The following is a 13,456-nucleotide window of genomic DNA, read 5'->3' as shown; positions in this document are numbered from 1 at the left end:
ATGAACTTTACCGATCATCTCAGAGAGGAACATGCCTACCTGCGTGCGCTGGCGGACAAGGTGGGGCAGGAAAAACCCGCACTGGCCGCGCAACTGGGCCGCCATGCGGGCGATCCGGATGTGGAGTGCCTGATCCAGGGGGCGGCAATGCTGAACGCCGGGCTGCGCCAACGCCTGGAGGACGGCTTCCCCGAGGTCACACAGGGGCATCTTGAGCGTACCTGGCCCTTCCCCTTGCGGCCTATTCCGGCCTGTGGCGTGGTGAACGTCAGCGCCAAAGCCAGTACGCTGGATGCGCCGTTGACGTTGCCCGCGGGAGAATCGCTCTCCCTGTTATCCGACGGACGTACGCAGGTGTTCCAGACCTGCCATGCCTTGACGCTGCAGCCGCTGGCCCTGATTGACCGGCAGTTGCTGGTCACCAACTCCCACAGTGAGATCCGCCTGACGTTTCAGTACCAGGGGCCGGGTGACACTTGGCCAACCCAGCCACTGTCGCTGTTTCTGGGCGACGATCCACAGGTGGCGGCGACGCTGACCCTGTGGTGTGAACAGCATCAGGACCGGCCCGTGCTACAGGTGGAAGGACGACAATGGGTGTTGGAGACGGTGTTATCTTCCCCACGGCCAACTGCGGATAACCGCATCCTGCCACACGAGGGGGAAACCACCTGGGCGCTGCAGAGCCTGGCCGAATACCTGTACCTACCCCATGTGAATGATTTCCTGACGCTGGATTTTGGCCCGATGCACTCAGGGCTGACGTTGGGGAAAAGCCGCACCTTTACCGTCATCCTCACGTTCAACGGGGAGATCCCGCTCACCCAGGCCCAACTGGCGTCGGCCTTTATGCTGCACTGCGTCCCGGTGATCAGCCTGGCGGCACAAAAAAGCGCCCCCATACGGCTGCTACCCGGGCAGAGCGTTTACCCGCTACCGTATGCCGACGATCGCTGGGTGTATGCCATCACCGGCGTCAGCATGCTGGAAGAGCCGGATACCCTGCGGCGGGGCCGACGGGTGCACTTCCAGCCCGACAGCGAACTGACGCCGGAATCGCGTTATGCACCCGACGCCGCGTTGGCACTGTTTTACACCGTCCGGGTCAGCGGTGATGTCCTGGGGCGGATGCAGCATGAACTGGTGCTGTGCAACAGTGCCGGGGAGCCGCTGACCGAGCCCCCTTGCCGGGCCGTGGTCTGCGATTTGCTCACCACCTCGGCGCAATCTCCCACGTTACCGCTTGGCTCCCCTTTCCTACTCGGCATGGCGGTGACCGACACCTTGGACGTCACTACCGTCACCAGATTTTCGACCCCGTACCCGGCGGTGGTGGACAGCCATCACCATTGGCGGCTGATGGCCTGCCTGTCGTTCAGCCCCGCGCTCCTCAACCACCGGGAAACGGTGCAGCGGGCGATCGACGATTTCTGCCTGCACGCCCGACATAACCTGCCGCAAGTCCGGCACATTCGCCGGGCGGTGGAGGGCATCACCGCCGTCAAGACCGAACCGGTGAATACCCTGATGGGGGAACGGCTGCGGCGCGGTTTGCAGATGACCCTGACGCTCGACGATCAGGCGTTCGACAGCCCCGGCGAAGCCTACACCTTTGCGGCGGCGCTGAGCGTCTTCTTTACCCATTGCCTGACCACCAACAGCTTCCTGCTGCTGGATGTGATAACCGAACCTTCACAGCGGCGCTGGGCATTGCCCCTGGCGCGCGGCCAACGAGCCATGATGTGAGACACCACAAGGAGTGAACGATGGACAGCGGATTATTTTTCAGCAGCCAACTCGGTGAACTGCCTCCGGACACCTTTGACGTGGCCGGTTTTACCCTGGAAGAAGGGTTGTCGACCCTGTTTACCTTGACGGTAAACCTGGTCAGCACCCGGTCAGACATCGAACTGGAAGCACAGTTGCTGCAGCCGGGGGCATTGACCGTCACCGTCAGTGGCAAGGAACAGCGCACGATCCCAGGGCTGATCGCCAGCCTGACTCAGGGAGAAAGCGGTTTTCGCCGCACCTACTATCAGGCGGTGATCCGCCCGGATGTCTGGGTACTCAGCCTGAAACAGGACAGCCGGATCTTCCATTTCCTATCCGTGCCAGACATCGTCAATCAGGTACTGGACGAACACCGCATCCCTTACCAGAGCCATATCCAACAGACCTATCCACCGCGTGAGTACGTGACCCAGAAGCGTGAAAGCGACCTGGACTTCATCCTGCGGCTGATGGCCGAGGTGGGGATCAGCTTCTGGTTTGAAGATAACGAACTGGTGTATGGCGATTCGCACCTGAGCATGACGGAAGGTATCCCGCTGACCTTCAACCCGCATATCCAGTCGCCAACCCAGGGCGACATCGCCCATCGGCTGACCCTGGGGGCGTTCATGCAGTCACGGGAAAGCGTGCTCAAGGACCGCGAACACCGGCGGCCCGACCATCCTCTGCAGTTTAAGCAGAGCGACCCTGCATTGGGTGGTGAAGCCACCCAATACTCGGTATTTGAAAGCTATGGCCGTTATCAGGATGACCAGACCGGGCCGCAGCTCAGCACCGTGCGGCTGGAGGCCATGCAAGCGGGCACACAACAGGGCGCAGCAGAAACCAACAGCATCCGGCTGATGCCGGGCACGATTTTTACCTTGCAGGGCCACCCGGTGCAGGCGCGTAACGATCGCTGGCAGGTGATCACCGTCAGCCACCGTGGGGAGCAGCCTGCCGCGCTGGAAGAAGAGAGTAACGGCAGCGGCACTACCTTCACCAACTCGCTGACCTTTGCGCCGGGGAATATCGACTGGCGGCCAAGCTACCGTTACAAACCGCTGGCCGATGGGGACGAGGTGGCCACGATCGTCGGGCCAAAGGGCGAAGAGCTGTACGTCAACGAACTGGGCTGGGTGCGGGTGCATTTCCACTGGAACCGTTACGACCCGGCGGATGAAAAAGCCTCCTGCTGGGTACCGGTCTCCAACCAGTGGGCGGGGGACGGCTTTGGCTCGGTGACGCTGCCAAGGATTGGCCAGGAAGTGCTGATCAGCTACCTGAACGGCGATATCGATCGGCCGGTGGTGAGCGGGCGTTACTACAACGGCCTGAACAAACCGCCCTACCCGTTACCGGCCAACAAGACCAAATCGGTCTGGCGCACCAAATCGCACAAGGCCGAGGGCTTTAACGAACTGTCGTTTGAGGATGAAGCGGGCAGCGAGGAGATTTACCTGCACGCACAGAAAGACCTCAAGGCCCTGGTCAACAACGATGCGCACTGGGACATTCGCGCCAACCAGAGCAGCAAGATTGGCGGCAACAGCCTGAGCGAAATCGAGGGCAACCGGGAAAGCCGCATCAAGGGCGAACTCACGCTCCACACCAGCGGCAAAAAGTCCGAACTGGCCGATGGCGAATCGCATTTACAGGTCGGCAGCGCCTATGTGGTGAAGGCCGGGCAGGAAGTATCGGTTGAAGCCGGGGCCAAAATCACCCTTTCGGCGGGCAGTGAGCTGACGCTCAAGGCCGGGGGCAGCTTTATCAAACTGGCACCGGGGGCCATTTTCACGTCGTCGTCGTTGCAGGTGGGTAGCGGTTCAGCGGGCAACGGTCAGGGCGTCAACTTGAAGATGCCGGGTGTGGTGCCTTTGTTGGCCGCTCCCACGCTGATCCAGCAGGGTGTGCTTAGTAGTGATGCTCCTTATTGCGAAGAGTGCGAGAAATGTAAAGAGGAAGGGTGCGCAATTTAATTGGCCACTCATCGTCAAGGAGGAATAAAGATGCAACAGACCGTACAGGACTGGGCAAGAAACACGTCGGGAACGCCGTTGTACGCCGTCTTGGCCAATACCAACGGTGCGCAAGGTATCAAGGCCTATTACCGGGAGGATGGAAGCCGCACGCCGTACGGGCTTTATGCCAATACGCCGTATGCCAACTGGTTCGAGGTGATGCCGGTGCTGGTGCCGCTCACTGACGGCTGCCCGTTTCTGCGCTGGGTGGCAGAAACGCCCCTGCGCAACTGGGGCTGGTTGGCACGTTCACCGTTGCCGCAGGTTGCCATTACGGACCATCTTCGTGGTCTGACCCAGGTGATCATGCCTGGGGGTAAAGCGGTGTTTTTCCGCTACTGGGATGGGCGTTTTCTGCCAGCACACCTGCGTTATATGGGAGAGCACTGGATAGATGTTCTGCCGGTGTTCTCGGATTACTGGATAAACGGCGAGGTGCTTACCTGCCCGGTAGATCCCACGGCGCAAGCCCAGGTCAGCCCCTGGTGGCAGGTGCCGCAACGTCTGATTGACCAACTTCTGAAAACGGATCCTGGGCCGGTGATTGCCCAGGCATTACAGCAATTGCAGGTAACCCGTGCCGATCTCTATGGGCGTTTTTCCCCTGCCTTACTGGAGATGAAGATCCGACATTTACTGGTGCAAAGCCATGGGCAGCGTGAAGGGCTGATGGCTCGCATCGTCACCACATTGGAGAGTGAGTGATGAGTTATTATGGGTATGGCAACAACTCGACGACGTATACCAGCAGCGCATACGGGAATTACAACAAACGGGTGACGATCCCTTCTGCCCCCATCGACCCTGAGAGGCTTTTCCAGAAGACGCTGAACAATTTTAAATCCTGCCTGACGCGTTACCACGATACGACAGAGTTTCCGCTATTGGGCAGCTTGCTGTTGATGGATCAAGAGGTGAAGGTCGGGGACTTTGTCATTGCCACCAAGCGGATAGACAAGGGCACGCTTAACGGCGTCATGCAGTGCACCCTTAATCAACCCATTACCCTGACGCACGCCTTTGAAGCCAAGGGGTATATCCCAATCGCGGGTTCGCCCTTCAAGATCATCAAACGTAAGAAAAAGACCCCGGAGCAATTTCGGCAGATAGCCTACATGAGTGTCAACCAGGCGTACGGGCCTTATTACAACAACATGGCGTCCTCGGACTTTGAGGACATCACCGTGCTAGATGGCCTGGCTTTCGATGACAACGGGATGGCCACCATTAATCTGCCCGAGTGCGACGATGCGTATACCTATCACGTTGTCGTCAACGCCCAGGCCAGCAGTGAAAGTAACCTCCAGCGGCTGGATGAATCCTACAGCGAGCTGATCGTCAAGTGTACCAACCTGCTGGAAACCCAGTGGAAAACACACCAGCAGGCAGCCTGGAAGGATTTTACAGACAGAGGCGCTCAGGTGGACTTTACCCAGGCGTTCAAAGCGTTTTTTGCCGGGTTACGCGACAAAATCCTCGAACTGTACGAGACAGCCAAAAAGATCGTGCAATGGGTCACCAGCGAGAACCTGGACGCCATGCTGGCTTATATCGGCAAAAAGGGGGTGGATAAAATGAAAGAGCTGTATGACACCGGTAAAAAAGAGATTGCCGATACGTTGGTGATCCTCTCCGATGAGATGCTGATGTTTATCTGTGCCCACGCCCTGTACAGCTACTTTTGCCTGCTGACACCGCAACAGATCGCCGATTTTGCCGGGGGAGCGGCAGGCGAATTGGTCATGATGCTGTTGCTTTACATCGTGCTACCCGGTGCCGTAGCCAAATTAGCCCTGGATGGGTTGGATAGCTTAGCCGGTATTAGCCCGGCCCGATAATCAAGGAGAGTCAATGAAACCGTTATTTCGTGCCAATGCCGGTGCAGGGAAAGCGATCATGGGGGGGATAAAAGAAATCATTTCCCTGATCAATGAACACGTCCCCCATTATTTGGCCAAGAACCCTATTCGGGCAGGGGCTGTTCCGTTAAATATCAAAAAAACCGCGAATATCGACTCCGCTGGCTTGGGCAAGAGCCTGGAAAATCAGAGCAGTCTACCCACTGGGTCCAATAACCTGCATGAAACCAGGTTTGAATCGCCGGTCACCCAAGCCAACAGCAGCGGTCAAAATCCGCAGGGCAAGGCGACGCCAAGAAGCGAGCACACTGATAAGGACGGCGATCCGGTTTCGTTGTGCACCGGCGAAGAACTGTTGACGATCAGCGAAGGCAGCCTGCCGGGGCTGCTGCCCTTCACCTGGCAGCGTTTTTACCGCACCAGCGCCTGTGAGTTGGATCTGGGTTTGGGGTACGGCTGGAGCCATAGCCTTTCCCACCGCCTGCATTTTACCGACGACACCATTGTCTGGCATAACGATGAAAACCAGCGGACCCCCTTCCCCTATCCGAATGCCGAACACCCAATCCTGACCAATGTGCTCGGGGGCGCGGTGCTGGCCCTCGGTAGCCACGAGAACGAATACAGCCTCACCTTTGGCGGTGGCGCAGGGGTGTATACCTTTGTGCGTGAGGGAGAATGGGGGCAGTTGACCGCCCTCAGCGACAAATATCACAACCGTCTGCAACTGGAATACGATCGCCAGCAGCGCCTGATCCACCTACAGCATGCGCAGGGCCGGTTGTTGTTCCAGTACACGGATGATGACTCGGCGCACATCGCGCAGGTCCATTTGCAGGCACTGATCCGTGAAGAGGCCTATCGTGATGCGGTCTGGGTGACGCAGCAAGTGCTAGCACATTACACCTACAACGCGGCCGGGCAACTGGCCAGCGCCCTGAACGCCTGTGGGGAGCAAGAGCACTACCAGTACAACGAGGCCCATGTCATCACACAGCGCCAGTTGGCGGGCGGCGCCTGTTTTAACTGGGCCTGGGAAGGCGTGGGGCCAGCATCACGCTGTATCCGTCAGTATGGCAATTTCGCCCAGTTAGATACCCGTTACCTGTGGGACGATAACCAGCGGCAGGTGACGCTAAGGCGCTGCGACGGCAGCCAGGAGATCTATCAATACGACGGCCAGGCCCGGCTGATTTTCCGGCGGGCAGCGAACGGTGCGGAAACCCGCCATACGTACAACGAAGAGGGGTTACGCGTCAGCACCATCGATGCATTGGGCCAGCAGACCCGTTATTTTTATGACGACGCGGGTAACCTAGTGCTCGAACTGAGCCCGGATGGCAGCATGACGCGCTACACCTATCTGGACGGTCAGCTCAAGCGGGTGGCCAAGGGTAGTGGCCGCCTGGAGCAAGTGTGGCTCAATAGCATTAATGAACATGGGGATATCTACGCGGCGCGCTCACCCGGGGAACAGGTGACTGAGTACGACTATTTCCCGAACGGGCAGATGCGCGCCGTTACCCATCCTGACGGGGTGACACAAACGTATCGTTGGGATAACGTAGGGCGTTTACTGGAGAGTACCACCAGTGGCGGTAGCGTGCGCCGTTACCGTTATACCCCCCTTGGCACCCAGCCGATCGCCGTCACCGATGAAGCAGGTAATACCACCCATTTTGTCTGGGATGCGTTGGAACGGTTGCTGGAGCAGACCACGCCGGACGGCCGCACCCAGCGATACCGTTACAATGCCTATGGCAAGGTGACCGAATCGCGCGATCCGGCCGGTTTGGTTACCCGCTACGAGTACGCAGCCCCCCTGCATCTGCTGACGCGCAAGATCCTGCCAGATGGCAGTACGCTGGAGTATCGTTACGACAACACGCACCTGCAGGTCAGTGAGATCCTCAACCCGAAAGGGGAAAGTTACCGCCTGGCTTACACGGCGACGGGGCTGCTGAGTGAAGAGATCGGGTTTGACGGGGTTAAAACCGCGTATGCGTACGATCTGAACGACAGGCTGATTGAAAAGCGAGAATACGGTAATCAGCCAGATGCGGAGCCGCTGGTCACAACCTACCAGCGAGACTGGCAGGGAAAACTGCTGCGTAAGACCCTGCCGGATGGGCAGGTAGAGCAGTACGACTATGATGCCCTGGGGCGGTTAATTGCCGTCAATGACGGGCAGATGCCGCTGGCCTGGGAATACGACATCGCCAATCGCCTGGTGGCAGAGCACCAAGGGTGGGCAACGCAACGTTATCAGTACGATCCACATAGCGGGTTGCTGAAAGGCAGCCGACTGCCGGACGGCCAACAACTGGGCTACCACTATCAGCATGGCCGGGTACAGGGGATCACGCTAAACGAACAGCCGCTGCTGGCGTTCAACCACGACAACGCCGGGCGCGAGCAGGAGCGGCGGCAGGGCAACGGGCTGGTCAACCGCTACCAGTACGATAGTCTGGGGCGTATGGTGGAACACCGCTTGCAGGGGCCCGGCGAGATGGGGCTACAGCCACTGTGGGAGCAGCATTACCGTTACCAGGCGCAGGGTGAACTAGCGAGCATTACGGGCAATGCCCCACGGGAATACGGCTATGATGCGCGGGGGCAGTTGCTGAGCGCCCAATTCCCTAGCAGCCACACGGCGATAGATCGGCACAGCGTGGCAGGGGAAAACTTCCTGTACGACGGGGCCGGTAACCGGGTCAGTGAACATGGCGAGCGGGACAGCGCCCCTGGCAACCGGCTGGCGTTTTTTGGTGACAGGCACTTCGAGTACGATCGCTTTGGTAACCTGGCGGTAGAGCGGCGCGGCAAGGCCCACAAATTGGTGACCACCTTCGCCTATGACTGTCGGCACCGGTTGATAAAACGGACCGATCCGCACGGGCAAGTAACCACCTACACCTATGATGCGTTTAACCGCCGGACCAGTAAAACCGAAGAGGGCCAGACCACGGAATACCTGTGGCAGGGCAATAAGCTGATTGCGGAAACGGACAATCAACAGCACTGGCAGACGTTCTTGTATGAGCCGGGCAGCCACCGACCGATGGCGACGATAGTAGGCTCATCACGGGTGAACAGCCCGAAGGTCAGGACCTATTGGTACCAGAATGACCACCTTGGCACGCCGCACAGCCTGACGGACAGCCAGGGCAACACCGTATGGCGGGGGCAGTACAGCGCCTATGGGCAGTTGACGGAGGAATGGACACCGCCGGATACTCGGGATGAACACCCACAACCGAAGGTGAACAACCCACTGCGTTTTCAGGGGCAGTACGAAGATGCGGAGAGCGGGCTGTATTACAACCTGAACCGGTATTATGATCCGGGGATTGGGCGGTATTTGACGGCGGATCCGGTAAAACTCGATGGTGGGTTGAACTCTTATCAATATGTTGATGGGAACCCGATTAGCTGGGTGGATCCTCTAGGTTTATTCAAGGAGACGCCAGCACCTCCCAAACCACCATTTTACAAAAATAAGCCTGATGAAAAGGATGGAAAAATAAATATTGGTGCTGGCCAGACACCACTGGATGATTATTATAATATCGATTTGAATCCAACTGTTCCGGGGGTTCATAAAGGCGATGCTATGCACTTGCCAGAAGTTAAGACTGGTTCTCAAAGTTCAATTAATATTGATAACCCATATGGTTACAACCCTTTAAATCCAGAAGTATTAAGAATTTTGTCGCCGAATGGAGAAATTAGAATGGTTGGAAACCTCAAGGCAAACAAGTATTTTAGGAACTCTCTTAATTCACTAGACGACTTAAATCTTACATTAGTTAGCAAGAATGACATTAACTCTTCTGGCTATAAACTATCAGATGGAACTTTGATGAAAGACAATAAAGCACTGACGGAAGTTATCATAAGAAGGCAGAAAAATGATGATTAAATTAGACTTAACTAGTAAGTTTAACGTTGCAGTTGATTACACTGGTGTAAGTGACTTACATACGTATATTGATGCAGGACTGACTGATAACCTGAGTGGTTTTTTTGAGCTTTCATTAATTAATTTTGTCTTTAATCTTGATTCTGAATTTATTTCAATATTGAAAGATAAAGGTTTTTCACATAACAATGATTTAGTAGAAGATGGTTTTTTAATAATAAAAAAAGCCAAGATTAAATTTTTAAATATCAAAGGCGGAGATGCGGAATTTTCTGATTCCAAAGGCAGAGAGGATCGAGCTAGTGTTTATAAGACTTGGCCTTGCAAATTATCAGATGGTGACAGAGTTTACCAGATCGGTGGTGGATTGAAACTTTTACCTGAAATTAATGTTTTTATGTACCTTTTATCAAATGACTGGGTGATTATGGATTTTTATCTTGATGATGCGATTTATTTAGACTCATATAGTGAGTTTGTACATAAGGTCAAAGAATTGAATGATGAGACGAAAAATCTCGTCCAAAACAATAAGCCAGGCTTATTTTTTGAGAGTGCTTTCAGAGAGCAATACATCATTAATAATATTGACAGTGATGAGTTAGTTGTAAAAATCAAAAGGGAGTAGAGTTTTTATATAAAATGGATGGAGTTGTAGGTGCCTTTCCCATTTTCAGCAACGGTATCGGTACAATGCCTATGACATGACGCAACTTATCGATGAGAAGGGGGGGCACGAAGATGCCCCCAAAATTAACCAACCTCTGCAGTTTCAGGGGAAGCATGCATATAAGGAGAGCAGGACTGGTATTATGATCTGGGGTTGGCCGGTATCTGAAAGGGGATCCGATCAAACTTGCCAGTATATTGATAGAGATCCGATTGGTTGGGGCTCTTTAAACAAGATGGAAAGGGATTCGATGATGCCGTTATAAAAATAGATACCTATCCTCACCAACGGTTTTTCTAATTAGAGTATTATAAGGAATAACATGTAGTTATTACCCTATCTTGATGGATATTATTGGGTGATTTCAATACATGGGAATTTGCAAACGACATGGAGAAAAATTATGTTAATCAAGTTGAAGAAAATAAGCCCATCTAATTCAGTGTATGTATATCACTGGGTTTTATTTTTTTATCATTAGTTTTCATGATTCCTTTTGACTCAACGGTGATTCCATTTTTTATATTTACAGGCTCTGCTATTATTATTTCCTTAATAATAAAACCTAATTTATTGCACTTGGGCGCGCGATTTAGAAATAAAAGAAAGAATGTCAATGTAATTAGAAGGTTTAGTAAATATAGTTTATCTATACTGTATTCGTTGCTATCATCACTATTAACACTTACCATTATAACCGTTTTTAAGTATAGAGAACACATAGGATCACCTGCCTTTTTTATCTTTTCATTTCTTTATGCAATTACTTTTTCCATATCTATTTCAATGTATATGAATAATTCTTCGGATTATTTAGTTAAAGAAAAAAACATGTTTTTCTGGGTTGTGCGTATTGTTGGGGTTGTAATCTCTTTCTTTATATTTTCCTTAGCAAGAAATTGGGTTATGCGTTATATGGATATCACAATTTTAGAGGCATCATCTAAAGTAACTGTGTTCGCATATGCAATAATTTTTTTCTTTATAGTTTTATATTTTTTCATGGCCATAGCTAAAATACCCATGTTGATGTATGAGGGTAAAGAGGTTAAACTAAAAAGAAGAAACAGCTTAAATGGGAAACGGCATTTCTTTCTTGTTAGGTATGATGTTACTCCCATCGTTTTTTCTTTGGCCGCCTCCTTTTTTATTTTAATGATTTTTTGTTTTCTTAACAAAAATGTAATTGTCGGATTTATTATAAAAAACACATTAAGTATGGATACGGTTAACAGTTTTTATTGTAATGGTGGCTATAAAATATTAAGTAAAGATAAGGACGCTAGATACCTCCGAGTTTCTGATGGTAACTATAGAGTATTTTTCCCAATCGATGGAGATTGGAAGTCATATCGTCTAAAATGTACTAATGAGCATCCTTACTATATTCTTCAGCCTGTACTGACTAATATCAACAGAATTGAACTGCAAATGAAAGCAGATGAGTTAATTAATGATTTAAAGAATAAAAATTAAATTTTTACTTGCCTATTAACGGTGTGATAAATTAGGGTGGGATTCAACTCGTGAATGTAAACAAGTTATCTTTAGAGCACAAAGTACGGTATTTTATCTGTGATGCTGCAACGCGTGCATTTGTACTAGACTTAAACTGCAGGTCGTTACTTTTAGCATAGCCTTGAACAGGCGGAAGAGAAGACATTAGCCAACTGTCATTACTTACTTTCGCTATCGCCCCGCTCGTACAGGAAGTTTAGGATACATTGCATCAAGACGGTCCTTTCTTGAAATTTCCGAAACAACAACACTTCCATTGTTTGATCTAACACTATGATTATGATGATTTTAAAATATTCCCACTGTGTTAAAATCCAATGCATACCTCCGGGGGTAACGAATCTGGACGCGAAAACCGCCCCCCAAGAATTTGCTAGGTAAATTGGTAAAAAATTTACTTCGTTAGTAAAATAATGAAACCGTGATAGCCATCTAAAAATACTCTGCGAATTAAGAGTACAATATTACATCTTTAAGCGTTTTAAGCAGTACTATGGATACTAATATGCCTTCACGGTATAATCACAAGGAATAGCCAATGGCAACAGCACTAGTATCAGAAACCTTAGAAGGCGATAAGTTATATCAGCAACGTGCGCGGATGGCACTACCATTATTGATACGCCAAGCTCATGCTGGCGAACCTATCACTTACGAAAATCTTGCTGCTGAATTAGGCATGCCGAATCCACGTAACCTCAATTACGTTCTTGGTTGTATAGGCCAAAGCATGATCGCAGTGGAAAAAAGTTGGGGCACGGAAGTCCCTCCAATTCAGTGCCTTGTCGTCAATAAAAATACAGGCCTTCCAGGTGAGGGTATAAGCGAGTTTCTTGGTAACCTTTCCAGTTATAGCAAACTTTCGAAAAGACAACGTCGGCAGATTGTGGATACTGAGCTGGCAAAAATTTACAGTTTCCCAAGTTGGCACAAAATACTAACACTATTTGACCTTTCCCCAGCCGCTTCCGATTTCACCAAGCTTATACATAAAGCACAAAAGTTTAGAGGTGGTGGTGAAAGTAAGGCCCATAAAGCACTGAAAGAATACGTTGCTAGCAATCCAATAAATATTGGTCTAAAAGGAGATGCTATAGGACATCAAGAATATCGGTTACCATCGGGTGATTCTATAGATGTCCTTTTCGAATTTAGAAGTGAATGCGTTGCGATTGAAGTAAAGTCTGCTTCATCGAATGATGCGGATCTAACACGCGGAATTTATCAATGCGTAAAATACCAGGCCGTTCTAGAGGCAATGCAGCGCGCTACTGATAGCAAAAGAAATGTAAGGACAATCCTCATAATTGCAGGTGAATTATCAAGCCCTTTAATTGCGCTCAAAAACATGCTGGGGATCGAGGTAATTGAAAACGTAACGTGTTGAACCACTGATGCATGTCAATTATTAACTCAAAGTAAGAAGAACGCACTCTTTTATAGCAGTTAACGTAAACTGCAATTTTGACTGTAAAATTAGATGCCTTTAAAACATTCACATTAGGAGCAGATGCAGAAGCAGAAGCAGAAGCAGAAGCAGAAGCAGAAAAACGATAAAAGAAAGAGCCCCAAACAAGGTACGAATATTCAGCGGTTGATCATCCATATTGAGCGTAGCAGTCAAAATAAAAACGAAGGAGACTATAAAGTCAACACCAACCGGCTGAAGGGGTGAATAAGCTCCCTGAACTGGATG

Annotated in this window: 9 protein-coding genes; all 9 read left to right on the top strand. The window is 51.4% G+C overall.

What is annotated here, in order from left to right:
• The 9 genes from tssF to KGP17_RS00400 all read left to right on the top strand — a co-directional run bounded on the left by tssF (nt 1) and on the right by KGP17_RS00400 (nt 13,435).
• The gene (tssF, locus tag KGP17_RS00440; protein ID WP_209529077.1) at nt 1-1,746 is read left to right on the top strand and encodes a type VI secretion system baseplate subunit TssF; all 1,746 of its coding nucleotides are present in this window, start codon (nt 1-3) and stop codon (nt 1,744-1,746) included.
• A gap of 20 nt (nt 1,747-1,766) precedes the next feature.
• Nucleotides 1,767-3,749 carry a type VI secretion system tip protein TssI/VgrG gene (tssI, locus tag KGP17_RS00435; protein WP_223498690.1) on the top strand — a complete coding sequence of 661 codons (1,983 nt, stop codon included), beginning with the start codon at nt 1,767-1,769 and terminating at the stop codon, nt 3,747-3,749.
• 30 nt (nt 3,750-3,779) lie between these two features.
• On the top strand, nt 3,780-4,496 hold the full coding sequence (locus KGP17_RS00430; RefSeq protein WP_223498689.1) for a DUF4123 domain-containing protein: 717 nt from the start codon (nt 3,780-3,782) through the stop codon (nt 4,494-4,496).
• Entirely contained in the window at nt 4,496-5,629 is a 1,134-nt protein-coding gene (locus KGP17_RS00425; protein ID WP_179252652.1) for a hypothetical protein, read from the top strand. Before KGP17_RS00430 ends, KGP17_RS00425 begins: the two co-directional genes overlap by 1 nt.
• A gap of 13 nt (nt 5,630-5,642) precedes the next feature.
• Entirely contained in the window at nt 5,643-9,572 is a 3,930-nt protein-coding gene (locus KGP17_RS00420; RefSeq protein ID WP_223498688.1) for an RHS repeat-associated core domain-containing protein, read from the top strand.
• Nucleotides 9,562-10,200 carry a hypothetical protein gene (locus KGP17_RS00415; RefSeq protein WP_223498687.1) on the top strand — a complete coding sequence of 213 codons (639 nt, stop codon included), beginning with the start codon at nt 9,562-9,564 and terminating at the stop codon, nt 10,198-10,200. Before KGP17_RS00420 ends, KGP17_RS00415 begins: the two co-directional genes overlap by 11 nt.
• A gap of 873 nt (nt 10,201-11,073) precedes the next feature.
• Nucleotides 11,074-11,718 carry a hypothetical protein gene (locus KGP17_RS00410; RefSeq protein WP_223498686.1) on the top strand — a complete coding sequence of 215 codons (645 nt, stop codon included), beginning with the start codon at nt 11,074-11,076 and terminating at the stop codon, nt 11,716-11,718.
• Nucleotides 11,719-12,298: 580 nt separating this feature from the next.
• Nucleotides 12,299-13,147, top strand: coding sequence for a hypothetical protein (locus tag KGP17_RS00405; RefSeq protein ID WP_223498685.1), 849 nt, complete (start codon nt 12,299-12,301; stop codon nt 13,145-13,147).
• A gap of 123 nt (nt 13,148-13,270) precedes the next feature.
• Nucleotides 13,271-13,435: a hypothetical protein gene (locus tag KGP17_RS00400; RefSeq protein ID WP_223498684.1), complete on the top strand. Its 165-nt coding sequence runs from the start codon at nt 13,271-13,273 to the stop codon at nt 13,433-13,435.
• Nucleotides 13,436-13,456: the final 21 nt, after the last annotated feature.

The organism is Serratia sp. JSRIV001 (assembly GCF_019968745.1).
GTDB classification, from domain to species: Bacteria; Pseudomonadota; Gammaproteobacteria; order Enterobacterales; family Enterobacteriaceae; genus Chania; species Chania fonticola_B.
The sequence above is the reverse complement of the archived record's forward strand: the minus strand, read 5'-3'. Positions and strand labels throughout refer to the sequence as shown.

Bases quoted from the DNA above. Each gene is read 5' to 3' on its own strand.
- KGP17_RS00400 (WP_223498684.1), top strand. From the start codon at position 13,271: ATGCAGAAGCAGAAGCAGAAGCAGAAGCAGAAGCAGAAAAACGATAAA.
- tssF (WP_209529077.1), top strand. From the start codon at position 1: ATGAACTTTACCGATCATCTCAGAGAGGAACATGCCTACCTGCGTGCG.
- KGP17_RS00425 (WP_179252652.1), top strand. From the start codon at position 4,496: ATGAGTTATTATGGGTATGGCAACAACTCGACGACGTATACCAGCAGC.
- KGP17_RS00405 (WP_223498685.1), top strand. From the start codon at position 12,299: ATGGCAACAGCACTAGTATCAGAAACCTTAGAAGGCGATAAGTTATAT.
- KGP17_RS00430 (WP_223498689.1), top strand. From the start codon at position 3,780: ATGCAACAGACCGTACAGGACTGGGCAAGAAACACGTCGGGAACGCCG.
- KGP17_RS00410 (WP_223498686.1), top strand. From the start codon at position 11,074: ATGTTTTTCTGGGTTGTGCGTATTGTTGGGGTTGTAATCTCTTTCTTT.
- KGP17_RS00415 (WP_223498687.1), top strand. From the start codon at position 9,562: ATGATGATTAAATTAGACTTAACTAGTAAGTTTAACGTTGCAGTTGAT.
- KGP17_RS00420 (WP_223498688.1), top strand. From the start codon at position 5,643: ATGAAACCGTTATTTCGTGCCAATGCCGGTGCAGGGAAAGCGATCATG.
- tssI (WP_223498690.1), top strand. From the start codon at position 1,767: ATGGACAGCGGATTATTTTTCAGCAGCCAACTCGGTGAACTGCCTCCG.